The organism is Streptomyces rugosispiralis (genome assembly GCF_024505145.1).
GTDB classification, from domain to species: Bacteria; Actinomycetota; Actinomycetes; order Streptomycetales; family Streptomycetaceae; genus Streptomyces; species Streptomyces rugosispiralis.
The window spans coordinates 319830-345074 of record NZ_JANIAA010000003.1 but is presented as its reverse complement, the minus strand read 5'-3'; the positions used below and the strand labels follow the sequence as shown (position 1 = coordinate 345074).

The 25245-nt window shown below is 72.5% G+C and carries 18 protein-coding genes and 1 riboswitch; of the genes, 8 read left to right on the top strand and 10 right to left on the bottom strand.

The features are described from left to right. Nucleotides 1-33: 33 nt before the first annotated feature. The 3 genes from NP777_RS07975 to NP777_RS07965 form a co-directional block, all read right to left on the bottom strand. A complete protein-coding gene (locus NP777_RS07975) occupies nucleotides 34-621 on the bottom strand; it encodes a hypothetical protein (RefSeq protein ID WP_256649350.1) in 588 nt (195 codons plus the stop codon). 82 nt (nucleotides 622-703) lie between these two features. Beyond that, the gene (locus NP777_RS07970) at nucleotides 704-1843 is read right to left on the bottom strand and encodes an acyl-CoA dehydrogenase family protein (protein WP_256649349.1); all 1140 of its coding nucleotides are present in this window, start codon (nucleotides 1841-1843) and stop codon (nucleotides 704-706) included. 52 nt (nucleotides 1844-1895) lie between these two features. Then, a complete protein-coding gene (locus NP777_RS07965; RefSeq protein ID WP_256649348.1) occupies nucleotides 1896-5453 on the bottom strand; it encodes an indolepyruvate ferredoxin oxidoreductase family protein in 3558 nt (1185 codons plus the stop codon). 185 nt (nucleotides 5454-5638) lie between these two features. Between NP777_RS07965 and NP777_RS07960 the strand changes: the two genes are divergently transcribed. Then, entirely contained in the window at nucleotides 5639-6079 is a 441-nt protein-coding gene (locus NP777_RS07960) for an Lrp/AsnC family transcriptional regulator (RefSeq protein WP_256649347.1), read from the top strand. A 1-nt stretch (nucleotide 6080) separates the two neighbouring features. Here NP777_RS07960 and NP777_RS07955 read toward each other — a convergent pair whose 3' ends face one another. Continuing rightward, nucleotides 6081-6620: a MarR family winged helix-turn-helix transcriptional regulator gene (locus NP777_RS07955; RefSeq protein ID WP_256649346.1), complete on the bottom strand. Its 540-nt coding sequence runs from the start codon at nucleotides 6618-6620 to the stop codon at nucleotides 6081-6083. Between the two features lie 184 nt (nucleotides 6621-6804). Between NP777_RS07955 and NP777_RS07950 the strand changes: the two genes are divergently transcribed. The 3 genes from NP777_RS07950 to NP777_RS07940 are packed head-to-tail and all read left to right on the top strand — an operon-like array spanning nucleotide 6805 to nucleotide 10046. After that, on the top strand, nucleotides 6805-7869 hold the full coding sequence (locus NP777_RS07950; RefSeq protein WP_256649345.1) for an alkene reductase: 1065 nt from the start codon (nucleotides 6805-6807) through the stop codon (nucleotides 7867-7869). Nucleotides 7870-7899: 30 nt separating this feature from the next. Next, entirely contained in the window at nucleotides 7900-8802 is a 903-nt protein-coding gene (locus tag NP777_RS07945) for an AraC family transcriptional regulator (protein WP_256649344.1), read from the top strand. Nucleotides 8803-8861: 59 nt separating this feature from the next. Next, complete coding sequence (locus NP777_RS07940) at nucleotides 8862-10046, top strand: epoxide hydrolase family protein (protein WP_256649343.1); 1185 nt, start codon at nucleotides 8862-8864, stop codon at nucleotides 10044-10046. A 21-nt stretch (nucleotides 10047-10067) separates the two neighbouring features. Here NP777_RS07940 and NP777_RS07935 read toward each other — a convergent pair whose 3' ends face one another. Further along, nucleotides 10068-11000, bottom strand: coding sequence for an SDR family NAD(P)-dependent oxidoreductase (locus NP777_RS07935; RefSeq protein WP_256649342.1), 933 nt, complete (start codon nucleotides 10998-11000; stop codon nucleotides 10068-10070). Between the two features lie 151 nt (nucleotides 11001-11151). Between NP777_RS07935 and NP777_RS07930 the strand changes: the two genes are divergently transcribed. Then, complete coding sequence (locus NP777_RS07930) at nucleotides 11152-12018, top strand: helix-turn-helix transcriptional regulator (protein WP_256649341.1); 867 nt, start codon at nucleotides 11152-11154, stop codon at nucleotides 12016-12018. Between the two features lie 72 nt (nucleotides 12019-12090). Here the strand turns inward: NP777_RS07930 and metE are convergent, their stop codons facing one another. The 5 genes from metE to NP777_RS07905 form a co-directional block, all read right to left on the bottom strand. Then, nucleotides 12091-14409, bottom strand: coding sequence for a 5-methyltetrahydropteroyltriglutamate--homocysteine S-methyltransferase (gene metE / locus NP777_RS07925; RefSeq protein ID WP_256649340.1), 2319 nt, complete (start codon nucleotides 14407-14409; stop codon nucleotides 12091-12093). A 169-nt stretch (nucleotides 14410-14578) separates the two neighbouring features. Further along, nucleotides 14579-14799, bottom strand: a riboswitch (cobalamin riboswitch). Between the two features lie 69 nt (nucleotides 14800-14868). Next, nucleotides 14869-15087, bottom strand: coding sequence for a hypothetical protein (locus NP777_RS07920; RefSeq protein ID WP_256649339.1), 219 nt, complete (start codon nucleotides 15085-15087; stop codon nucleotides 14869-14871). Between the two features lie 124 nt (nucleotides 15088-15211). Then, complete coding sequence (locus tag NP777_RS07915) at nucleotides 15212-16126, bottom strand: helix-turn-helix domain-containing protein (protein WP_256649338.1); 915 nt, start codon at nucleotides 16124-16126, stop codon at nucleotides 15212-15214. Nucleotides 16127-16300: 174 nt separating this feature from the next. Beyond that, nucleotides 16301-19357: an endo-alpha-N-acetylgalactosaminidase family protein gene (locus NP777_RS07910; RefSeq protein WP_256649502.1), complete on the bottom strand. Its 3057-nt coding sequence runs from the start codon at nucleotides 19355-19357 to the stop codon at nucleotides 16301-16303. A gap of 302 nt (nucleotides 19358-19659) precedes the next feature. After that, nucleotides 19660-19887, bottom strand: coding sequence for a hypothetical protein (locus NP777_RS07905; protein ID WP_256649337.1), 228 nt, complete (start codon nucleotides 19885-19887; stop codon nucleotides 19660-19662). Between the two features lie 233 nt (nucleotides 19888-20120). On the opposite strand from NP777_RS07905, the gene NP777_RS07900 reads away from it, so the two are divergent. The 3 genes from NP777_RS07900 to ileS all read left to right on the top strand — a co-directional run bounded on the left by NP777_RS07900 (nucleotide 20121) and on the right by ileS (nucleotide 25218). Next, entirely contained in the window at nucleotides 20121-21296 is a 1176-nt protein-coding gene (locus NP777_RS07900; protein WP_305889530.1) for a sensor histidine kinase, read from the top strand. Further along, the gene (locus NP777_RS07895) at nucleotides 21297-21989 is read left to right on the top strand and encodes a response regulator (RefSeq protein WP_256649335.1); all 693 of its coding nucleotides are present in this window, start codon (nucleotides 21297-21299) and stop codon (nucleotides 21987-21989) included. It begins immediately after the preceding gene. 118 nt (nucleotides 21990-22107) lie between these two features. Continuing rightward, nucleotides 22108-25218 carry an isoleucine--tRNA ligase gene (gene ileS, locus NP777_RS07890; protein WP_256649334.1) on the top strand — a complete coding sequence of 1037 codons (3111 nt, stop codon included), beginning with the start codon at nucleotides 22108-22110 and terminating at the stop codon, nucleotides 25216-25218. Nucleotides 25219-25245: the final 27 nt, after the last annotated feature.

The window sequence follows — 25245 nt, the reverse complement described above, 5'->3', positions numbered from 1 at the left end:
GCCCGCCGGTGGGGAGCTGACCACCGCGGCCGGTCACCTGGACACGATCCGCAGGGTCGCCGTGCCGTTCTCCCCGGCGGCCATGAGGATCACCACGGCGCCGGGCTGGGCGGCCGGGCGCATGGTGCTCACCCTTCCGCACACGTTGCTGCTGCCGTGGTCGCGCAGCACGGTGAGGCACCCCTGGCCGGGGCCGCTCGTCCCGCCCTGGGAGTGGTTGCTGCCCGACTCCACCGTGTACGTGACCTTGTTCGGGCCGAGCTCGTCCACGGTCAGCGTGGCCGGACCGGCCGGGCCCTTGAAGCGGACCGTCACCCGCTCGGACACCGCGATCTCGCAGTTGCCGTCCGCGCAGGCGCCGACGTCACGCCCGTCCGCCGCCGACACCGACGGTTTCGCCGAGGCGCCGAGACCGCCCGAGGGGCTGCCGGAGGGGCTGCCCGAGGGCTGCGCGGAACGGGACTCCGACGGGTTCCCGCTGTGCGAGGGAGCCCCGTCGGTCGTGTCCGACCCGCCGCAACCTGCCACGGTCAGAGCGGCCAGCACCGCCGTCACCGCCGCCGTAAGGCCTGATCCCGGCTGCTGCGCTCGCGCCCCGCGCGTTCCACGTACCGATGTCATGGTGGTCATCATGACCGGCGTCCCGGCGTGCCCGGGTGCGACATTCCGTCACGGGGCCGATCAGGGGCCGGTCAGGGGCCGGTCAGGGGGCGAGCTGGCGGCTGATGATGAGCCGCTGGATCTGGTTGGTGCCCTCGAAGATCTGCATGATCTTCGCTTCGCGCATAAAGCGCTCCACGGGGAAGTCGCGGGTGTAGCCGTAGCCGCCGAAGACCTGGACGGCGTCCGTGGTCACCTTCATGGCGGCGTCGGTCGCCGTCAGCTTGGCGACGCTGGCCTGACGGGTGTACGGGCGCCCGTGGTCGCGGCGGCGGGCCGCGTCCAGATAGGTGGCACGCGCGGAGTCCACCGCGGCGGCCATGTCGGCCAGCAGGAAGCCGAGCCCCTGATGGTCGATGATCCTGCGGCCGAAGGCGGTGCGCTCGTGGGCGTAGCCGACCGCGGCGTCCAGGGCGGCCTGGGCGAGCCCGGTGGCGCAGGCGGCGACGCCCAGCCGGCCGGAGTCCAGGGCGCTGAAGGCGATGTGGAGCCCCTGGCCCTCGCCGCCGATGAGCCGGTCGGTGGCGAGCAGCGCGTCGTCCCAGAAGGCGGAGGTGGTGGGGATGGCGTGCAGGCCCATCTTCTCCTCGGGCCGGCCGAAGGTGAGGCCGTCGGTGTGGCCGGGCGCGAAGAAGCAGGAGATGCCGTCGCTGCCGGGGCCGGTGCGGGCGAACAGGGCGTAGAAGTCCGCCTTGCCGCCGTGGGTGATCCACGCCTTGGCGCCGTTGATCCGGTAGCCGTCGGGGGTCTTCTCGGCGCGGCAGGTCAGGGCCGCCGCGTCGGACCCGGCCTGGGGCTCGGACAGGCTGTACCCGCCGATGAGCCGGCCGCCGAGGATGTCCTCCGCCCAGCGTTCGCGCTGCTCGGTGGTGCCGAAGGTGAGCAGGGGGAAGGCGGCGAGGGTGTGGACGCTGGTGGCGATCGCGACGGCGGCCCAGCGCGCGGCCAGCTCCTCCAGCACCTGGAGGTAGACCTCGTAGGGCTGGCCGCCCCCGCCGAACTCCTCCGGGTAGGGCAGGCCCAGCAGCCCGGCGTCGCCCAGCAGGCGGAACAGGCCCTCGGGATAGGTCTCGGTGCGTTCGTGCTCGTCGACACGGAGGGCGAGCTCCTTGTCGGCGATCTCGCGGACGAGGTCGAGCAGGTCCTCGGCCTCACGGGTGGGCAGCAGGCGGTCGACGGGCATGAGGGGCGCTCCTGTGGTGCGGACGGGCGAGGCGAGGTGCTGCGGGCCGGGGTCAGACGGAGACGGCCGCGGGGGCGTCGGCGGTGGCGGTCAGATCGTCCAGGGCCGCGCGGGCCGTGGCGCGGAACTCCTCGACCCGGGCCAGCTTGATGTCCTCGTAGCCGCGGACGGCCTCGACGAGCCGCACCAGATCCTCCACGGCGGTGGCGTTACCGGGCGTCAGCCGGGCGAGGGCGTCACGGACCAGGCGCGGGTACTCCTCGATCAGCGCCCGCTCCTGACGGCGGACCTCGGCGTATCCGAACAGGTCGAGCCGGGTGCCCCGCAGCCGCCGCAGGGCGCGCAGGAGCGAGAAGAGGGCGGGCGCCGTGCGGCGGAGCCGGATCTTGCGCTTCATGCCCAGCGCACGCAGCGCCGGAGGGTGCAGCAGGACGGAGACGTCGGCGTCGGCACCGAACTCGTCCGCGACCCTGGCCCGTTCCACGGTGTCCAGATGGAGCCGGGCCACCTCGTACTCGTCCTTGTAGGCCATGAGCCTGTGCAGCCCCTCGGCGTAGGCGACGGCGATGCGCTCGCCCGCCTCGTCACCGGCCCGCCGCCGGGCCGTCGCGGCGACATCCTCCACCTCGGTGGCGTACCGCTCGGCGTAGGCCCGGTCCTGATAGCCGATCAGGTCGGCGGCGCGCAGGGCGATGGTGTCCTGGAGCGCTCCCGGCCGGGCGGCCGCGGCCGCGATGGTGTGCGCCTCGGGGGTGACCTCCAGGACCGGCCGTTCCGGTGTGGCGAGGGCGCGCCGTACGGCCTCGGGGTCGAGGGCGGCGGCGCGTCCCCAGCGGAAGGCCGCGAGGTTCTTCTCCACGGCGGCGCCCAGACGGATCGCGCCCTCGATGGCGTCTTCCGTCAGCGGGACGCAGCCGTGCTGGAAGGCGGCTCCGACCAGCAGCATGTTGGTCGGCATATGATCGCCGAACAGGGCCTCGGCCATGCTCTGCGCGTCGAGGTAGAGGTTGTCCCCGGGGCGGGTGGCCGACTCGATCCGCTCCAGGGCGTCGTCCGGGGAGCCGGGCACCACGACCCGGTTGGTCACCATGGCCGCGGTGGGGACGATGGCGGAGTTGACGACGGCGATGGTGTGGCCGGGGCGGGCGATGCGCAGATTGGTGTCGGCGGCCGCCCCGAGCAGATCGAAGCCGATGAGCACATCGGCGGTCGCGCGGGAGGCCCGCACGGCACCGGTGACCGGGGTGGCCGAGATCCGTACGTCGCTGACGACGGGCCCGCCCTTCTGGGCCAGCCCCGTCTGCTCCAGTCCGGCCGCGTAACGGCCGTCGAGATGGGCGGCCCGCTGCAGGATCTGTGAGACGGTCACGACGCCGGTGCCGCCGATGCCGGGCATCCGCAGCAGTGTGCTGTTCCCGGCCACCGCCGGGGTGGGCGCGGTCAGGGCCACGGGCGGCTGGGGGACGGCACGGGGCCGCGTGCCCTTCGCCTCCTTCGCCACCTTCGCCTCCTTGGCCATCTTCGCCTTCTTCGTCTTTGTCTTCGTCGTCTTCGGCTCGACGAGGAGGAAGGAGGGGCAGTCGCCCTTCAGACAGCTGAAGTCGGAGTTGCAGGACGCCTGGTGGATCCGGGTCTTGCGGCCGAAGGTGGTGTCCACGGGCTGCACCGACAGACACGTGGACACGTCCCCGCAGTCGCCGCAGCCCTCGCAGACCCGCTCGTTGATGACCACCTTCTCGGCGGGGGTGGGCAGCTGACCGCGCTTGCGCAGCCGCCGCTCCTCGGCGGCGCAGCGGTCGTCGTGGATGAGCACGGTCACGCCGTCGGTGGCGGCCAGCTCCTTCTCGGCCCCGGGCAGGTCGTCGCGGTGGCGCACCGTGGCGATCGGGTCGAGGCGTACGCCGCGGTAGTCGGCCGGTGCCGCGGTGGTCACCACGACCTTCCGTACGCCTTCCAGGGCGAGCCAGCGGGTCAGCGCCGGGACGTCCAGCCGCCCCTCGGGCCGCTGACCGCCCGTCATCGCGACGGCGTCGTTGTAAAGGAGCTTGTACGTCATGGTCACGCCCGCGGCCACCGCCGCGCGGATGGCGAGGGAGCCGGAGTGATGGAAGGTGCCGTCGCCGAGGTTCTGCACGAAGTGCCGGTCGTCGGTGAACGGGGCCAGGCCGATCCACTGGGCGCCCTCGCCGCCCATCTGGGTCAGCCCGATCTGATGGCCGCGGCCCGCGCCATCGAGGGCGATCATGGCGTGGCAGCCGATGCCCGCGCCGACGAGGGTGTCGTCGGCGGTGCGGGTGGAGGTGTTGTGCGGGCAGCCGGAGCAGAAGTAGGGGGTGCGCGCCGATACGGTGGGCAGCGCGATCCGGGGCGCGGGCGGCGGTGCCAGCGAGGCCAGCCGGGCGGTCGCGGCCCGCGGCAGCCGGTCCGGGCCGATGCGCCGGGCCAGGGCCTCGGCCACGTCCTCGGCCCCGAGGGTGCCACGGGCGGTGAGCAGCGGCCGGCCGTTCTCGCCGCGGCGGCCGACCACCACGGGCGCGTCGGCGCTGCCGTACAGGGCGGCCTTGAGGTGCCCTTCGAGGAAGGGCACCTTGTCCTCGACCACCAGGACCTGCTCCAGATCGCCGGTCATGGCCACCAGGTCCTCGTCGCAGAGGGGGAACGGCATCGCCAGCCGGATCAGCCGCACCCCGAGCGCCTCCATGTCCGCCTCGCCGATGCCGAGGTCGGCCAGGGCGCGCCGCACCACGGCGTACGAGGTGCCGGAGGCGACCACGCCCAGGGTGGCGTGCGCGGCGCCGAAGGTGATGCGGTTCAGCCCGGCGGCACGGGCGTAGGCGCGTGCCAGGTCCAGCCGGCGGGTGAGCATGTCGTGTTCGGCGTCCCGGGACGCGGGGCCGACGAGGGTGGGCGGCGCGCCGCGCGGGGCGGCGGGCGGGGCGGGGATGTCGGGCCGGAGCGCGTCCAGGTCCACGACCGCCGAGGCGTCCGCGATATCCGCGACGATCTTCAGCCCGGCCCAGAGGCCGGTGGCCCGGGACAGGGCCACGGCGTGCAGCCCGAATTCGAGGATCTCGGGTACGGAGCCGGGTGCGAGCAGGGGCATGGCCAGGCTCTGGCACATCGGTTCGCAGGAGCTGGGCACGGTCGAGGACTTGCTGCCCGGGTCGTCGCCGATCCAGGCCACCGCGCCGCCCAGCGCCGCCGTACCGGCCACCGTCCCGTGCCGCATCGCGTCGGCCGCGCGGTCGAGACCGGGGTTCTTGCCGTACCAGAACCCGGTCACCGCCTCGTGGCGGCGTCCGGGCACCTGCCCCAGCAGCTGGGTCCCGGCCACGGCGGTGGCGGCCAGCTCCTCGTTGAGGCCCGGCCGGAACACCACACCGGCGGGGTCGAGGAAGCGGCGTGCCCGGTCCAGCTCCAGATCGACCCCGCCCAGCGGTGAGCCCGGATAGCCGGAGACGAACGCGCGGGTGTCCAGACCGCGCGCCTCGTCCAGCCGGCGCTGTTCGAGGGTGAGCCGGACCAGGGCCTGGATGCCGGAGATCAGCACGCGGCCGCTGCGGGCGGTGTAGGGGGCATCGGGCGAAACCGCGGCGGGGTCGGTGCTCATGTGAGCCTCCTCGACATATCTGGGGTCCGGCTCAAGGACAGCAACACCCTCCGAAGGAGCACAAGTAACTTGCGGCGGATCCGGAACAAGACGCAAACTGCCGGGGAAATTCGCTGGGCCGACTAAAAGAGTTTGCGTGCGCTGTGCGGGTCGCACGGGTGCGCGCGGCGCGGAGTGGAGGGCCGATGCCCGAGTTCGACGATGTGGACCGGCAGTTGCTGCGCATGCTGCGCGACGACGGGCGGCGCACCTTCTCCGAGATGGCACCCGAGGTGGGATTGTCGGTGGCCGCGGTCAAGCGCCGGGTGGACCGGCTCAAGGACACCGGGGTGATCAAGGGCTTCACGGTGCAGATCGACCACACCAAGCTGGGCTGGGGCATCGAGGCGTTCGTGGAGCTGTCCTACACCGGTACGACACCGGTCGGGGAGATCGTCCGCACCTGCTACACGGTTCCCGAGGTGCAGGCCGTCTTCACCATCGCCGGTGACCCCGATGCCCTCGTGCACGTCCGGGTGCGGGACATCGAGCATCTGCAGCAGGTCATCGACGGGCTGCGCCGCGTCGGCCTGGTCACCGGCACCAAGACGCTGATGGTGCTGGGTTCGTGGACACGCCACGCCTGATCTAGGAGCGCCCGGAGTCCTCGGGGTCCCCTCCGCCTTCTCCCGCTTCTCCCGCTTCTTCCGCCTCTTGCGCTTCTTCCGCGGCGAGGTTCTTCTCGACCTTCATGAGGATCCTGGCGAAGGCCTCGCGCTCCCCGTCGTCGAGCCCGTCCAGGATGTGCTCCTCCAGCCGCGCCCAGGCCGCCGCGACCTGGGGTCGCAGGGCGTAGCTCCGCTCCGAGGCCCGGACGAGCATGACGCGGCGGTCCCGCGGATCGCGGGCGCGGGTGACATGCCCGCCCTGCTCCAGCCGCCGCAGCATCAGGGTCACGGTCGACGGGTCCAGGTCGAGCGCCCTCGCCAGTTCGGACTGCCGGACCGATCCCGCGTCCCACAGGGTCATCATCAGGAATTCCTGGCCGGAGCAGAGGCCGGTCGGGCGCAGCAGCCTGCCCCCGGCGAGCCGGTGCAGGCGGGACACCCGCGCCAGGGTCTGGCTGACGTGGCCGCCGTATCCGACCTCCGTGGCGTCCGCGTCGCTGTGCGGGAGCTCTGTGGTCATGGTGGCAAGGCTATCGTGGCCGACCAATCATTGGCCACCCAATGAATGGGTTATGGTGGCTTCGCCGTGAGATCGTTGGTCGCCCAATGATCTCGTTGCCGACTGTTGTGCCCCATCGACCGTCATGCCCCATCGACTGTCGTGTCCCATCGACCGCCATGTCCCATCGACCCCGGGAGCCGTTGTGTCCACACCCTTCGATCCGATCGACCTTGCCGGGCTGCGGCTCCGCAATCGCCTGGTCATGCCCGCCATGGGGCGCGCCCGTGCCTTCGGGCCCGGCAATACGGCCACCGACTCCATGGCCACGTACTACGCGCAGCGGGCCACGGCCGGGCTGATCATCACCGAGGGGTCGCAGCCGTCCGTGGTCGGCCAGGGCTTCCCCCACACCCCGGGGCTGCACAGCGCCGAGCAGATCGCCGCCTGGCGCCGCGTCACCGACGCGGTGCACGCCGAGGGCGGGGCGGTCTTCGCCCAGATCTCGCACGTCGGCAGGGTCGGTGACCCCGGGCTGCTGCCCGACGGGCTGATGCAGGTCGCTCCCTCGGCCGTCGCCGCACCCGGCCGGCTGTTCACCGCCGACGGGATGAAGGACTTCACCACCCCGCGCGAGCTGACCTCCCAGGAGGTGCGGGAGACGATCGCGGACTTCGCCCAGGCGGCACGGAACGCCATCGAGGCGGGGTTCGACGGGGTCGAACTGCACGCCGCCTACGGCTACTTGATCCACCAGTTCCTGGCCCCCAGCTCCAATCTGCGCACCGATGAGTGGGGTGGTTCGGCCGAGGGCCGGATCCGGTTCGCGGCCGAGGTGGTCGCGGCCGTGTCGGCGGCCGTCGGAGCGCGGCGCACCGGGATACGGATCTCGCCCGGGATCCGTTACAACGGCATCGAGGAGCCCGACCTCGAGGCCACGTACGTCCCGCTGATCCGCCGCCTGAACGAGACCGGCCCCGCCTATCTGCACCTGGTCGAGGACTCCCGCGACCTGACCGGCATCCTCCGCAAGGAGTTCTCCGGAGCACTCGTCCTCAACCCCGCGACGGACGGGTTCACCACCGCGGAGGAGCTCGCGCTCATCGAGGACGGTACGGCCGACATGCTGTCCTTCGGGGCGCTCTTCCTCGCCAACCCCGACCTTCCGGCCCGGCTGCGCGCGGGCGGGCCGTACAACACACCGGACCAGTCGACCTACTACGGCGGCACCGACAAGGGGTACATCGACTACCCGTATCTGAACGTCTGAGGGCCGACCTCCCCGGCCACGGTCGTGGCTATGCTCGATGCGGTGTTGTGTGACGTTCCTGGTTTCGACCTCGAGCCGTATGCCGGATTCGACGCGAACCCCTATGTCGAGCGGACCTTCAACAGCTGGGACAGCCTCGGCTGGCGGTCCCTGCTGCTGCAGCGGTTCGACCACACCGCCCGCGTGGAGCGGGTGGCGTTGCCCGCCACCGACGACCTGCATCTCGTCCTGACCGTCGCGGGCGACGCGGCCATGGAGATCTGTACCGATGGGCGCTGGCGGCAGCGGCACTGGACGCCCGGACAGCTGGATATGGCGGTTCCGGGCGTGGCGTCGGTACGCCGCTATCGGTCCGTGGTTCCCCTGCGGACCCTCCAGGTGCACATTCCACGCGTCACCGTCGCCCGTACGGCCGAGCAACTGGGCGGGGAGCGCGTCGACTACCAGCGGATGGCCGCGGCGGTGGCCTCGGGGGACCCGCTGGTCGAGCACACCATCCGGTCGTTGGGCGCGGCCCGCGAGGTCGATGACCTGTACGCGGAGTCCGCGGCGACGTTCCTCGCCGTGCACGTGCTCACCAGCGGCGTCCGGCCACCGAAGGCGCTCCGGCCGGGCGCCACCGGGCCCTGGGTGCACAAGGCCGTGGCGATGATGCGGGACCGGCTGGGCGGCCCCTTGACGGTGGCGGACCTGGCCTCCGAGGCCGGCTTCAGCGTGTACCACTTCATCCGGGCCTTCAAGGACGCCACGGGCCAGACGCCCCACCGCTATCTCACCCGGCTGCGGATCGAGGAGGCGCAGCGGCTGCTCCGGGCGGGTGGGCTGTCGGTGTCGCAAGTGGCCACGCGGTGCGGATTCGGCAGCCCCGGCTCACTGTCCACGGCGTTCCTGCGGCATACGGGCGTACGGCCGTCGGCCTACCGCAATCGCTGATCCGCGGACGGCAATCGCGCGCATTCCCGTGATCCCGGGGCGCTTCTAGCGTTCCTGGTGTGCCGACTTCTTCTTCACCGGGCGGAGCGACGCCCGACATCGAACCCTTTGCCATCTCCGTTCCCGACGCCGACCTCGAAGACCTGCGCCTGCGACTGGAACGGGTCCGCCTGCCCGAATCGGAGACCGTGGCGGACGCCTCCCAAGGTGTGCCGCTGGACCGGATGCGGGCGCTCCTCGCGGCGTTGCGCGAGCTGGACTGGCGGGCCCGCGAGAAGGCATGGAACGCCATCGGCCACTTCCGCACCGTCATCGACGGCCTGGAGCTGGCCTTCTGGCACGTACGGTCGCCGGAGCCCGGGGCGATGCCCCTGCTGCTGACGCATGGCTGGCCCGGGTCGGTCCTGGAGTTCGAGCAGGTCATCGGCCCGCTCACCGATCCGGCCGGCCACGGTGGCGACCGGGCCGACGCCTTCGACGTCGTCGTTCCCTCCCTGCCCGGGTTCGGGTTCAGCGGCCGTCCCGCGCGGACCGGGTGGAATCCCGCGCGGACGGCCGACGCCTGGGCGACGCTGATGAGCCGGCTGGGCTACGAGCGCTTCGGCGCGCACGGCGGCGACTGGGGTGCGTTCATCAGCACCGAGCTGGCCCGCCGCTTCCCCTCGCGGGTGGCGGGCCTGCACCTGACGATGCCGGTGGCCGGACCGCTCCCGCGGGACCGCGAAACCGCCACCCCGGCGGAGGCGCGGATGATCGAGCGGCGCGATCTGCACCTGGCCGACGGCTATGGATTCGGCATCCAGATGGGCACCCGGCCGCAGACCCTCGGCTACTCCCTGGTCGACTCGCCCGCCGGACTGGCCGCCTGGCTGGGCGAGAAGTTCGCCGCCTACGCCGACACCCGGGCCGAGGCGGGCGGGGGAGTGAGCCTTGAGCGCCAGGCCGAGGGCATCGCCCTCTACTGGCTCACCGGGACGGGAGCGTCCAGCGCCCGCTGGTACTGGGAGGCGCTGCGCTGGACACCGCGCGGCGCCGAGGAGGAGAACGCCCGGCCGGTGACCGTGCCGACCGCGTGCACGCTGTTCCCGGCCGAGCCATGGCCCACCGCCGAACGCTGGGCCGAGCGGCGCTATACGGATCTGCGCTCCTGGCACGAGATGGAGCTGGGCGGCCACTTCCCCGGACTGGAGCAGCCCGAGCCGCTGGTACGGGAGCTGCGCGACGCCTTCCGGGGTTTGCGATGACGGAGTGGCCCGCCGCGCCGCTCAGGCCAGGTGGGTCACGGTGAACCGCTCGACGGCGTCCCACAGTTCGCGCTCGCGCCGCGGGTCGTAGGACTCCTCCGACGACCGCGCCACCCGGGCGCGGTCGACGTAGGAGCCGGTCGGCGCCGTGGTCGTGCCCAGGACCACATCGGCGAGGTGGCGGCCCGCGGCACCACGCCCGGTGGCGAACGGCGTGAGGGCCATCACCGGCAGGACGCGCCGCATCGCGAAGCGGGAGAGCGGACCGGCGTTGCGGGCGAGACCGGTGCCGGGGACGAAGCCGGGGTTGTACGCGATGGCGTCGATCCCGGCCGGAAGCCTCCGCGCGTACTCGTGCACGAGATGGATGGCCGCGAGCTTGCTGGTCGAGTACGCGGTGCGCCCGCCCGCCGTGCTCGACGGTTTGGGGAAGGCGCCCGGACGGGCCAGGACATCGGGGGAGTTCCAGACCGGGCCGGGCACCATGCCCATGTTGTGCTTGAAGTCCCCGAAGTGGGTGTCGCTGACGGTGATCACGATCCGGGCGGGTGCGGCGAAGTGGTCCTGGAGCGCACGGACGAAGAGGTGGTTGGCCAGCACGTTGATGGCGAAGGTGGCCTCGTACCCGTCGGGGGACTCGGTCAGCGCGTTGGTGTACTGCATCCCCGCGTTGCCCACGAAGCCGCGCAGCGGTGGCAGATCACCGCGCTCCAGCCGGTCACGGATCTCGGTGGCGGCGGAGCGGACGCTCCGGAGCGAGCCGAGGTCCGCCGGGACGTACGAGACCGGGCGCCCGCCCGTGGCGAGCTCATCGGCGAGCCGGGCGCCGGAGGACGCGCGGGCCACGACGAGGAGGTGCGCGCCGGGCGACCGGCGCACGATGTGCTCCGCTGCGACCCGCCCGATCCCGCGGCTCGCGCCCGTCATCACGATGGTGTGTTCCGTAGCGGGCATGGAAGGCTCCCTCACTGGTCGGCCGATGGCACCCGGTCCGGGCGCCGCGGCTCCACGTTCGCCGCCCCCGGCCACGCCGACCAGTGCCGTCCCCGTCACTAGGACTGGCAGTACCCAGGCTCATCCGGCGCCGCGCGGCGAGAATGCCCCCATGGCTTCCTCCCGCTCCGACTTCGCCGCCCTGCTGCGCGCCTGGCGCGACCGCCTCGCCCCGGCCGACGCCGGCTTCGCCCCGAAGCCGAGCCGTCGCGCCCCGGGTCTGCGCCGCGAGGAGCTCGCCGAGCTGGCCGGACTCTCCGTCGACTACATCCTGCGCCTGGAGCAGGGACGCGCCAACCACCCGTCGGACCAGGTCGTCGGCGCCCTCGCCCGCGCCCTCCAGCTGTCCCGCGCCGAACGCGACCAGCTCTACCGGAGCGCCGGGCTGCTGCCGCCACGGGACGGGACGGTCAGCGCCCATGTGCCCCCGGGCATCCAGCGGCTCGCGGCGCGCCTGGGCGACGTACCGATCGGGGTGTTCACCGCCGACTGGACCCTGGTGTGGTGGAACGCCATGTGGAGCGCCCTGCACGGCGACCCCGCCGTCCTCCCGGCCGCCGAACGCAACCTGGCCCGCGCCCTGTTCGGCACCGGTGTCGGCCACGACTCGGTGCTCCGCGTGCGCCCCGAGCGCGGACCCGACACCTTCGAAACCTCGATCGTGGCCGACCTCAAGGACGCCGTCTCCCGCTACCCCGCCGACACCCGGCTCGCCCGCCTGGTGCGGGAACTACGCGCGGAATCCGAGGTCTTCGCCCGGCACTGGGCCACCCGGACGACCGCCGCCCAGCACACCTCCGACCGCAAGACGATCCGGCACCCGGAGATCGGCGACATCCTGCTCGACTGCGATGTGCTCATCGTCCCCGGCGCGGATCTGCGCATGGTCACGTACACGGCGGCGACCGGAAGCGGCGACGCGGGCAAGCTGGACCTGCTGCGCGTCACCGGCCCCCACCCCGCCGTACCCCGCCCGTGACCGGTCCTGTCCACGGCGGCGTGGGGCCGGGGCCGGAGCGCGTGGCGCCCCGGCCCCGGCCGGGCGTCCGGGTCAGGACGCGGGCAGCTCACCGCGGACCGTACGGGCCGCGGTGACCAGGTTCTCCAGTGAGGCGCGGGTCTCCGGCCAGCCGCGGGTCTTCAGCCCGCAGTCGGGGTTGACCCACAGCCGCTCGGCGGGGATGGCCTTCAGGCCCGTCCGCAGCAGCTCGGCCGACTCCTCCGCGCCGGGCACCCGCGGGGAGTGGATGTCGTACACCCCGGGCCCGGCCTCGCGCGGATAGCCGTGGGCGGCGAGCTCGCGGGCCACCCGCATATGGGAGCGGGCGGCCTCCAGGCTGATGACATCGGCGTCGAGGTCGTCGATCGCCTGGACGATGTCGCCGAACTCGGCGTAGCACATATGGGTGTGGATCTGGGTGCCGGGGCGTACACCGCCGGTGGTGAGCCGGAAGGCCTCGGTCGCCCAGGCCAGATAGGCGGGCCGGTCGGCGGTGCGCAGCGGCAGGGTCTCGCGCAGCGCGGGCTCGTCCACCTGGATGACCGAGGTCCCGGCCGCCTCCAGGTCGTTCACCTCGTCGCGCAGGGCGAGCGCCACCTGGCGCGCGGTCTCGCCGCGCGGCTGGTCGTCGCGGACGAAGGACCAGGCGAGCATGGTCACCGGCCCGGTGAGCATGCCCTTGACCGGGCGGTCGGTGAGGGACTGCGCGTACGCCGTCCAGCGCACGGTCATCGGCTCGGGGCGCGAGATGTCACCGGCCAGGATCGGCGGGCGGACGTAACGGGTGCCGTAGGACTGGACCCAGCCGTGCTGGGTGGCCAGAAAGCCGGTGAGCCGCTCGGCGAAGTACTGGACCATGTCGTTGCGCTCGGCCTCGCCGTGCACCAGCACATCCAGGCCGGTCTTCTCCTGGAAGGAGATCACCTCCCGGATCTCGGCCCTGACGCGCTCCTCGTACCCGGCCGTGTCGATCCGGCCCGCGCGCAGGTCGGCGCGGGCGGTGCGCAGTTCGCCGGTCTGCGGGAAGGAGCCGATGGTGGTGGTCGGCAGCAGCGGCAGGCGGAGGTGGGCGCGCTGGGCCGCGGTGCGCTCGGCGTACGGCTGGGAGCGGCGGGTGTCGGCCTCGGTGACCGCGGCGGCGCGGGCGCGGACGGCCGGGTCGCGGGTGATCGGGGAGTTGGCGCGGGAGGCGAGGCCGGCACGGTTCGCGGCCAGCTCGGCGGTGATCGCGCCGGTGCCGCCGGCCAGGCCCTTGGCGAGGGTGACGATCTCCGCGGTCTTCTGCCGGGCGAAGGCCAGCCAGCGCAGGATCTGCGGGTCGATGTCCCGCTCGGCCGCCGTGTCGAGGGGGACGTGCAGCAGTGAGCAGGAGGCGGCCACATCGACCCGGTCCGCCAGGCCCAGCAGGGTGCCGAGCGTGGCCAGGGACCTCTCCAGGTCGTTGACCCAGACATCGCGGCCGTTGACGACACCGGCGACCAGCCGCTTGCGGGGCAGCCCGCCGACGGCGGCCAGTCCGTCCAGGTTCGCCGCGGCGGCCTCCGTGAAGTCCAGCGCCAGCCCCTCGACCGGGGCCTTGGCCAGCACCGGCAGCGCCTCGCCGAGGCGGTCGAAGTACGAGGCGACCAGCAGCTCCGGGCGGTCGGTGAGGGCGCCGAGGTCGCGGTAGGCGCGCCCGGCCGCCTTCAGTTCGGCGGGGGTGCGGTCCTGGACCAGGGCCGGCTCGTCGAGCTGCGCCCACTCGGCACCGGCCGCCCGCAGATCGGCCAGGACCTCGGCGTACACCGGAAGCAGCCGGTCCAGGAGGGTGAGCGGCTCGAAGTCGGCGGGCGCGCCGGGCGCGGGCTTGGCGAGCAGGAGGTAGGTGATGGGGCCGACGAGGACGGGCCGTGCGGTCAGCCCGAGGGCCAGGGCCTCCCTCAGCTCCGCGACCTGCTTGGCGGAGTCGGCCGCGAACACCGTGTCCGGACCCAGCTCCGGCACCAGATAGTGGTAGTTGGTGTCGAACCACTTGGTCATCTCCAGCGGCGCCACCTCCTGTGTGCCCCGCGCCATCGCGAAGTACCCGTCGAGCGGGTCGGCGGCGACGGCGTCCCGGTGGCGGTCGGGGATGGCGCCGACCATGACGGTGGTGTCCAGCACATGGTCGTAGTACGAGAAGTCGCCCGTGGGGACTTCGTGGATGCCCGCCCCGGCCAGTTGGAGCCAGTTGGCGCGGCGCAGGCCGGCGGCGGTGGACCTCAGCGCGCCGGCGGTGACGCGGCCCTTCCAGTAGCCCTCGATCGCCTTCTTCAGTTCCCGGTTCGGGCCCTGGCGGGGGTAGCCGTACACGGTGGCCCGCGCTGCCGCGGCTGCGGACTTGGTGGTCACGGAGATCTCCTTCGCGAGATGAATCCCTGAGAGGTCCCGGCGACGGGAGGAGAGCGCGAAGGGTGACGGACCGGACGCCACGACCTCGCGCGGCAGGCGCGCGGTCGTCCGTCTGGTGCCTGTTCGCCGACCTGCCCTCGAGGTCACCGGGATGTCCGCGCACGGGTGGTCCGCACACGGGCAGATGGCAGGTCTTCGGACTCACGGGCGCGCCCTCCTTCGGAGGACACCTACTGGCCGTCGCTTCCCAGGCCCGCTCATCGGGCCCAGTGCGTATGACGGCGGTCGTTCCCGCTCACCGCTGCGGGGCAGTCCCGGATTCCCACCGGGTTCCCTCTTGCGACGCGTCCCGCCTGGCGGACGGGGCGAACCAGCTGCACCAGCCAGCCTACGGCACGGGAAACCCCCGGCCGCGCCGGCCGGGGGTTTCCGTTCCTCACGGGCTCGTGGCGCGGGGGGTCAGCACGAGCTGGAGTCCGACTGGCTCCCCAGGCCGACCGGGACGGTGATGAAGGAGAACTGGTTGCTGGCGCATACGCCGGGGAAGGTCGTGTTGCTGGCGTTGTTGACGGTGACATCGGGGCCGTCCTCCGCGACGGCGCCGGTGGCGCCGACGGCCAGGGAGGCGGCGGTGAGGGCAACCGCGGAGAGGGCGGTCAGGGCGGTCCGCATACGCATGGGAACTCCTTGCTGGGGATGAGCGGCCGGAAATGACCGGCTTCGCATGCATGGTGCCCCTTTGTCGGACGGATCGCGGCCCAACGTCCCCCCAATGGGGTAAGCCGCGTCAAGCGCTGTCACGTCATGCGCCACCGAGCCGTGCGTCGTCCGCCGGGGCGCACGGCGGGATCGTCGGCGGGCGGCTCGGGTCGGGGACGCGGTTGGTGAAACCGCCGGGGACCGAGCGGCACTGCTGCTCGCGGAAGCGGACCGGTGCGGTGCCCACGCGGCGGGCGAACAGCCTGCTGAAGTAGGCGGGGTCGTCGTAGCCGACGCGGCGGGCGATGGCGGCCACCGGCAGTTCGGTGCCGACGAGGAGTTCCTTGGCCCGGCCCAGCCGGATCCCGAGGAGGTAGTCCTTGGGGCTGCACCCCGCGCCGCGCCGTACCGCGGTGCGCAGTTCGGCCGGTGTCATGCCGTGCCGGGCGGCGTGCTCGGCCACCGACAGCGGCTGGAAGGCGTCCCGGGCCAGCGCCTGGAGCACCGGATGTCCCCCCGAGCCGGTCCCGGCGCGCACGTGGCGCAGGGCGACGAGGAGTTCATGGACGGCGGCGGCCGTCTCGACCTCCAGGAACGGATTGCCCTGGCGCGCGGCGCGGACGATCCGGCCGATGGCCGTACGGGCGGTGGCGGTGTCGGTGAGCGCGACCACCGGACGGTCCGGGTCGATATAGCCCAGATCGGCGTATGCGGCGGTGGCCGGTCCGGTGAAGTCGACGAACGCCTCGTCCCATCCGGTGACCGGGTCCGGGGCGTAGTGGTGGGTGACACCGGGGGTGAGCCAGAGCAGCGCGGGCGCGGTGACGGTACGGCGGCGGCCGTCCGCGCCGCGGAACCAGCCGCGGCCCGCGCTGATGACCACCGCCACATGGTGGTCCAGGACGCGCGGGCCGACGACGGGCAGGGCGCCGTGCTGGAGTCCGACACCCAGACACACCAGGCCGAGCCGGTGATGGGCCGGGCTGGGCGTGAAGTACCGCATCCAGGTGTGATACATCCGCGGTCCCCTCCGGTCGGCTGCGTCCCCGCACCCGCCGATCCTTGTCCACGGACCGCCCGCTCGCCAGGGGGCGAGCGGGGGCCGTGCGGCGGGGTGGACGGACGGGTAACCGGAAGTGGGGGCCGCGGGGAACGGGACGAGTGGGTGCGTCGGCCCGTGCCCGCCGCGGGGTCAGTCCAGTTCCTCCACGGTGAAGGAGTCGAGCGTGAACTCCGCGGTCCCGCTGTCACCGGTCTTCCGCAGCCCCACCCACAGCTCGCCGTCCGCGGGCGCGGTGACGGTGTAGCCGTGCGTGGCCCGCCCGGTGGCGGCGGGCAGCGGGGTGCGCTCCAGCTCGCGCGTCCCGGGCTCGTCCACGGCCGTGACCCACGCGTACTGACCGGCCGCCTCGTTGGCGTAGGTCAGGGTCACCCGGTAGCGCCGCCCGGGGCGGAAGCGTGCGGTGTGCGGCACGGTGCGATAGACGAGCCCCTGGTTCTCGCCGCGTGACTTCAGCGACTGGCCGCCTTCGAGCACGTCGTCGATCACCTTGCCGTTCCAGCCGGCCTGGGTGTACGGGGCGTGCCGCTGGGCGATATGGGTCCGGGGGTCGGTCACCCCGCCCGCGTCGCCCTTGACGAACGGGCCCCAGCCCTGGGGCACCCGCTCGAAGTCCTCGTACACCAGCGCGCCGGGCTTCGTGGTCCGCCGGGCCCGCACCACCCGCAGCCGGTCGAAGCGGACCCGGGCCCGGCCCGCCGCCACGGCGAGGGTGAGGGTGACGGGGCCGCCGCCCTCGGGGACGGTGAAGTGGGTGAACATCCGCTGGAAGCGGGTGCCGTGTTTGCGGTCGGCCGCCATGTGGTTGACGGCGGTCGAGGTCTCGGTCCAGTTCTCCGCGGTGACGCCGTCGGCGGTGTGCACCCGCAGCGCGGCCCGGCGCCGCTCACCGGCCGCCGCCCCCACCTCCACCTGTACGGAGGCCACATAACCGCCGGGGGCCAGCCGGCCGAGGCGCTGGCCGACGGTGGCGGCCGCGCCCTCGCCGATGACCAGTTCGTAGTCGCCCGGCGCGCCGCGTTCGACGGCGGCCGGGCCGGTGGTCTGCCAGCCGCGCAGCGAACCGGAGTGGAAACCGGGGTCGTACAGCGGGGTGCCCTCGCCCCAGCCGGGTGCCGCCTGGGCAGGGGCGGGGGAGCGCAGCACCACATAGGGGACGCCGGGCTGGGCGGTGATGCCGATGTGGCCGTCGCGCACCGGCAGGGTGACCGGCTCGGCGCGCCCCTGGTCGGTGAGGCGGTACAGCACCACGGACCGCCGCCCCGACCAGCCGCGCGGCAGCCGCCAACGGGTGGTGCCGCCCGCCGGGTTGTAGTGGTAGAGCTTGGCCGGGTCGGTGGCCTCGCGCGGCTCCCAGGGCAGCAGATAGCCGCCGCCGTCGTAGACCAGCCGCCCGTCGGTGGTGATGCGGCGGACGCCGCCGGTGTCGGTGACGGAGGTGGAGCCCGGCCCCTCGAAGGTGATCTCGTGCTCGCCCCAGGTGCGGATGGGGTACGCCTGGAGGTACTTGGCGGGCAGGCTGTGGGTCCAGATGAGCCGGTGGAAGGCGGTCCAGTCGGTCTTGCCGGTCCAGCCCTCGAAGTTGCCCATCCGGGGGATGCCGAGCAGGGTGGGCCACTTGTCGGCGAAGACGTCCTTCTGGTGGTTGCGGATGAAGCGGATCAGCCGGGAGTTGACACCGCGCGAGCTGTCCGGGCCGTAGTCGGTCTCGGTGGCCCAGTGCGACCACAGCGAGGAGCGCTCCAGCCCGTGGCCCCATTCGGTGGCCACCCGCCAGCCCTGCTCGCGCAGGGCCCGCTGGAGCCGGTCGGAGTTCCAGCCGGACTCGCGGAACACATCGATGTAGAGACCGGCGAGGGCCGGGTCGGTGTCGTTCCGCAGGTCCTGGAAGCGCCGGATGATGTCGCCGGAGACCAGGTCGCGGCGGGCGTCGATGCGGTACGACTGGTCCAGCCAGTCCCACTGCCTGTCGTGTCTGTCGACCAGGGTCTCGGAGAAGGCGTTGGCCACCGGATAGGACTCGGTGGCGTTGACGTGCACCGCGAAGTCGCTGTTCCAGTGGCGTCCGGAGCGCAGCAGGGTGTTGAGGTCGGCCAGGCCACCGGCGCGGGTGTTGTAGTTGCCCGCGTAGTCGGGGTGGGCGGAGTCATGGCCCTCCGACTGATAGCCCTTGAGCAGGGTGAACTGCCGCAGTCCATCGGTGGCCAGCGCGATGCGCTTGACGTTGTCGAGGGTGTCGAGGAACGGGTTGGTGGCCTGGCTGGCGAAGTTGAACGGGATGTGCGGGACGACCCGCAGATGCTGCTCGTCGGCGCCGAGCGGATTGACCATGATGTCGCGGAAGGCGATGGCGGCGTCCTGCCAGTCGATCACGCCGTCGCCGTTGCGGTCCCGGGTGAGGACCACGGTGGCCCAGGGCAGCGGTTCGGTGGCGCCGACGGGCGCGGTGGCGGCCCGGTGGGTCCATTCACCGCAGCCGAGCCGGGCGGTGATCTGCCCGTCCTCGCGCACCGTCTGCCGCCACAGCCGTCCGTTCTCCCACGTGGTCCCCGCGGCGGAGGAGGGCTTGTCGCAGACCGTGTTGGTCTCGACGGCGGCGGCGAGCCGGTCGGTGCTGACGACGGCGTACGCGCAGCCGATGGGGGCGGCGTCGGTGGGGGTGTCGGCCGTGGGCCGGACGACGGTGTCACCGCTCTTGGCCTGGTCGAGGTCGATCCGCGCGGCCAGCAGGGTGGCGCCCGGCTGGTCGGCGCGGACGCTGAGGAACGCGAGGCCGGGGATGCGCAGGGTGCCCACGCGCAGCGCGTCGGTGTCGGCGATCCGGGTGACCCGCCAGTCGACCTGCCATTCGCTGACCCGGACGCGGATGTCGATCTCGGTGTCCGCGCCGAAGGCGAGGGTGTAGCCGATGTGGTCGGGGCCGCTGGTGACGGCGGTGGTGCGGGGGGTGTGTTCGACGCCGTCGATGAGCACCGTGCGGACCGGCTCCCGCTGTCCGTACAGCACCGCGCAGCTCTCGCGGTCGGTGTACGCGACGATGCGCGGGAACTCCGGGTCCACCCGGACCTCCAGCCGCTTCGACCGCAGGGTGCGCTCGGTGGCGCGGACGGGTGCGGCGCCGTGGGCATGCGCGGTGCCACCGCCCGTGCCGACGGCCGTTCCGATTCCGGCCAGTGTGGTGGTGACCATGACCGCTCTGCGACCGGGCCGCCACTCCTCCGGCCGCCCCTCATCTGTACGGGTCAACGAGCCGCTCCTCCCTCGCTGGTGGGAACAGTGCTCCACCTTGGGACGGCGGCGGGGCGGCCGCCCATGGACAAGTGCGCGGTGGTGTTGGACTAAGGGGTCCTTGCACTATGCCCGCCCCGCCGCCCCGCCGCCCCGTCGAGCAGTCGAGCAGTCGGCTGTAGCGCAGCCGCAGCGCCCGCTCCAGCCGGCCGGTGCCGCCCCGGACGGGGAAGACGGCAGGGACTGTCCGTCCTGGTCGGCCGTCACCGCCGGGGCCCGCTTCCGGGGCCGCCGGCCTGTTCGGTGTCCGGTTCCTTGCGCGTGTGCGCCCAGCCGCCGAGCACCACGGTGACCAGCGCGATGAGTCCGAGGAGGACCAGCCGGCCGGTAAGGCCGCCGGGGACCCCGTCGACGATGCCCCACAGCGGCTCGGAGTCCGGGTTGAGCAAACCGCGGATCACCGCTTGGGCGGCCAGCGCTGTGATCACCATCCCGACCGCCTCGAGGGCCGTATAGCCACCCCTGCGAATCGTGCTTCTCCGCCTGGTGTTCGGTTGTCTCGGCATGTGAACGAGTCTGTCCGTGCGGAGCGGCGGGCACATCGGCCCGGCGGCTCGCATCGCCTTCGACCACGGGCGGGGCGGTGATACGACTCCGGTCGAGGGCACATCAGCCCCCGGTCCGCTGCCCTGCCGGAGTGTGTCGCGATAATGACCAGGTGAACATGGACGTCGCGGCACGGCTCGGGTGGTGGCAGCAGACCTGGCGGCTGGTGGCGGCCGCGGCGGTGGGCGCGCTCCTCTGGCTCTCCACCGGTGTGGTGCTGCGGGGGCAGGCGACCGGACCGGGCTCGTGGTTCTTCATCGGTGATCCGCTGGTGGCTCTGGGCTGTCTGACGGCGCTCGTGTGGCGGCGGCGGTACCCGCTGGCCGTCGCCATGACGGTCGTGATCGCCTCGACCGCGTCGGCACTCGCCTCCGGCGCCGGGTTTCTGGCGATGGTCTCGATCTCCACGCGTCGCCGTCCGGTGGAGATCGGGGTCGTCGCGCTGGCCCTCGTGACCGCGTCACAGCTCGCCGGCGGGATCTACCCGATCCAGAACACGCCCGGCGCGATGTGGTACCAACTCGTCTTCCCGGTACTGATCGCGGGCATCGCGGTGGCCATGGGCATGGCCATCGGCGCACGCCGCGTCGAGGTGCGGACCTTGCGGGACCGGGCGGAGAGCGCGGAACGGGAACAGACCGCACGAGCGGCGCAGGCACGGGCCCTGGAACGAAACCGGATCGCCCGCGAGATGCACGACGTGCTCGCGCACCGGATCTCCCTGGTCGCCATGCAAGCCGGAGTGCTGGACCACCGCGGCGACCTCACAGCCGAGGAGAACCGGGTGCTGGTCCGCTCCATCGCCGATGGCTCCCACCAAGCCCTGGAAGAACTACGGGACGTGCTCGGGGTGCTCCGGGCCGACCCGGGCCGCCCGGAACCACCGCAACCCTCCCTCGACCGAATCCCCGACCTGGTGGCCGACGCGCGCACATCCGGACTGGACGTCACGCTCACCACCACCGTGACGGGCACACCGTCCGACGTCGTCGGACGCACCTGCTACCGGATCGTCCAGGAAGGGCTGACCAACGCCGCCAAACACGCCCCGGGCGCGCATGTGCACATCACCCTCGAAGGAACCGCGGGCGGCACACTCGACGTCAGCGTCCGCAACTCCCCGGCCGCCAGGGCGACCTCGCCACCACCGGCGTCGGGATTCGGTCTGCTCGGCCTCGGCGAACGCGTCACCCTCGCCGGCGGAGAACTCGACCACCACCCCACAACCGGCCACGGATACCTCCTCACCGCGCGACTGCCCTGGCCGAACCCCACCCACGGAAAGAGAGCATGAGTGGATACCGAGCGGGAGCCGGTGCGCATCGTCATCGTCGACGACGACCAACTGGTGCGGATGGCGCTGCGACTCGTCCTCGAGGTCGAACCGGACCTGAGCATCGTCGCGGAGGCGGCCGACGGGGACGCCGCGATCACCGCGGTCGACGAGCAGCGGCCGGACGTCGTGCTGATGGACGTGCGGATGCCCGGCCGTGACGGTCTCAGCGCGACCCGGGAACTCCTCACCCGACCGGCCCCGCCCCGGGTGCTCATGCTGACCACCTTCGACTCCGACGATCTGGTGCTCGGCTCACTGCGCGCCGGAGCGCTCGGGTTCGTCCTCAAGGACACCCCGCCGGCGCGGATCATCGACGCGGTGCGGACCGTCGCGGAAGGGAACCCCGTGCTGTCCCCGGTGGCCACGGCACGGGTGATCGCCGCGGCCACCGGGCCACAGTCCGCCACGGCCCGCGACTCGTCCCGCGAAGCCGCGCGGAAGCAGCTGTCCACCCTGACCGAACGAGAACTCGACACCGCTCGGGCCGTCGCGGACGGGCTGGGCAACCCGGAGATCGCCGAGCGGCTGCACATCAGCGTCGCGACCGTCAAGGCGCACATCAGCAATCTGTTCGCCAAGCTGGCGGTGGAGAACCGGGTGCAGATCGCACTCCTGGTCCGCGACGCGGAGGATCCAGGAATCGCCGGGTAATCGCGCGGCCACGGCGGCACGTACGGCGATGTTTCCACGATTACCGGACGCTGCCCAGCCCCTCGTTAGAGTCGGCCCTCACTGCACTGCGGGCCGACCCTGCGAGGTTTACTGAGCGATGGCATATCCGATGGCCGGGGCCGATGGCGTACCCGCGAGACCACATTTTCCCGAGGTCGAACTCGACATCCTGGACTACTGGGAGAAGAACCACATCTTCCAGGAGACCGTGGCAGCGCGGAAAGCCGAAAACGCCGAAGAATTCGTGTTCTACGACGGGCCGCCGTTCGCCAATGGCCTGCCGCACTACGGGCATCTGCTGGCCGGCTACGCGAAGGACGTGGTGCCGCGCTATCAGACCATGCGCGGCCGCAGGGTCGAACGGCGCTTCGGCTGGACCTCGCACGGGCTGCCCGCGGAACTCGACGCGGAAAAGCAACTCGGCATCACCGCCAAGTCCGATATCGAGCGCATAGGCGTCGAGCGGTTCAACGAGGTGTGCCGTACGACGGTGATGCGCTATACCGGCGAATGGCGCGACTACGTCAATCGGCAGGCCCGCTGGGTCGACTTCGACGAATCCGTCAAAACCCATGACCTCGACTACATGGAGAGCGTCATGTGGGCGTTCAAGACCATGTGGGACAAGGGACTGATCTACCAGGGACATTCGGTTTCCTGGTATTGCGCGCACTGCGAGACCCCGCTGGCCAACGCCGAGAGCAGCGGCCGTATCGACGGCAGCGACACCCATCGCGAGGTGCCGGGCACCACCGCGGTCGTGGGCGTGCCGCTGGACGGCGGCGAGCTGCTGCTGGTGGAGTCCGAGCAGCCCTGGGCGCTGCCGGGCGCCACGGCGGTGGCGGTGCACCCCGACGCCGAGTACGCCGTGGTGGAGAGCGGCGGGCGGCGGCTGGTGGTGGCGGCCGACCGGCTCGACGCCCATGCCGATCTGGTGGGCGGCGGACCCGTGGTCGCCCGGCACCGCGGCGCCGAGCTGGCGGGCCGCCGGTACACCCCGCTGTTCGACTTCTCCGCCACCGCCGGCGACAGCCATGTCGTGGTGGCGGAACGCTTCGTGGACACCGCCGAGGGCACCGGCGCCATGGCCGTCACCCCGTGTTTCGACGAGCGGGACCACGCCCTCGCCACCGAGGCGGGCATCGGCCGGACCTACCCGGTCGACTCCGGCGGCCGCTACACCGACGAGGTGCCGCCGTGCGCCGGAGCCCCGGTGCTGGAGTCCGCCGAGACCGTGCTCGGCCTGCTGGAGGCGAGCGGCGCGCTGCTGGGCTCCCGGCCGCACACCCGCTCCCGGCCGCACTGCTGGCGCTGCGGCACCCAGCTGCTGCAACACGCCATCGCCACCTGGTTCGTCGCCGTCACCCGGATCCGCGCCCGGATGCTCGAACTCAACGAGCGGATCAGCTGGACCCCCGAGCATGTGCGGGACGGACAGTTCGGCAACTGGGTGGGCGGCGCCAAGGACTGGAACATCTCCCGAAACCGCTACTGGGGCGCCCCCATCCCGGTGTGGGTGTCGGACGACCCGGCCCACCCCCGGGTCGATGTGTACGGCTCCCTGGACGAGCTCGAGCGCGACTTCGGCGTACGTCCAGGCGATCTGCACCGTCCGTACATCGACGAGCTGACCCGCCCCAACCCCGACGACCCGTCGGGCCGGTCGGTGATGCGAAGGGTGCCCGAGGTGCTGGACTGCTGGTTCGAGACCGGCTCCATGCCGTTCGCGCAGGTGCACTATCCGTTCGAGAACGCCGAGTGGTTCGAGCGCCACTCCCCGGGCGACTTCGTGGTCGAGTACTACGCCCAGACCCGGGGCTGGTTCTACAACATGCACGTCATGTCGACGGCGCTGTTCGACCGCCCGGCCTTCGCCAACTGCACCGTCCTCGGTGTGGTGCTCGGCCACGACGGACAGGCCATGTCCAAGGCGCGCAACAACTACCTCGATGTCAACGACGTCTTCGCCCGCGACGGCTCCGACGCCATGCGCTGGTTCCTGATGAGCTCGCCTCTGCTGCGCGCCCGTGACCTGGAGGTCACCGAGGCCGGCAGCAGGGAGGCCCTGCGCCAGGTGCTGCTGCCGCTGTGGAACGCCTGGCACTTCCTGACCCTGTACGCGGGCGACACCGAGGGCGAAGTCCGCACCGACGCAGGCCATCCGCTGGACCGCTATCTGCTGGCCAAGACCCGTGACCTGGTCGAACTGACCACCCGCGCGATGGACGACTACGACCTCTCGCGCGCCTGCTCCGCACTCCGGGACCACCTCGATGTGCTGACCAACTGGTACATCCGCTGCTCCCGTGACCGGTTCACCGCCGGGGACCGCGCGGCCGTGGACACTCTGCACACCGCGCTCGAAGTGCTGTGCCGGCTGATGGCGCCGCTGCTGCCGCTCGTCACCGAGCGGATCTGGCGCGGGCTGACCGGCGGCCGGTCGGTGCACCTGACCACCTGGCCCGCGGCGGAGGAACTGCCGTCCGACCCGGAGCTGGTGCGGGTGATGGACCGGGTGCGCGAGGTCGCCTCGACCGCGCTCGGCCAGCGCAAGAGCCACCGGCTGCGGCTGCGGCTGCCGCTGGCGCGGCTGGTGATCGCGGACCCCGACGCCCCCGCGCTTGAGCCCTACACCGGGCTGCTCCGCGACCAGCTCAACGTCAAGGACGTGGCGCTCACCACCGATGTCTCCGCCCACGGCCGGCTGCGGCTGACCGTCGACCCCCGCAAATGCGGCCCCCGCCTCGGCGGGGCGGTGCAGGAGGTCATCCGCGCCGCGGCCACCGACGACTGGACCACGGACGAGGACGGAAACGTCGTGGCGGCGGGGCGGGAACTCCTGGCCGGGGAGTACGAGTTGCGGCTCGCCGCCGACGGACCGGGCGCCGTCGCCGCGCTGCCCGGCGGCGCGGGGCTGATCGTGCTCGATGTCGAGGTGACCGAGGAGCTGGCGGCCGAGGGCGCGGCACGCGACCTGGTGCGCGTGGTGCAGCAGGCACGCCGCGCGGCCGACCTCGAGGTGTCCGACCGCATCGCGCTGAGCGTCGAGCTGCCCGAGGCGGTGGCGGCGCGGATCCGGGCCCATGACGCGCTGCTGACGGCCGAGACCCTGGCCGGGCGCCTGACGTACGGCCCCCTCGCGGACGCCGGTCATGAGGGCGTCATCGGCGACGGCACCGCGGTCCGGGTGCACATCGACAAGCTCTGACCCGGCTCGACACGGCTCTGACACGGC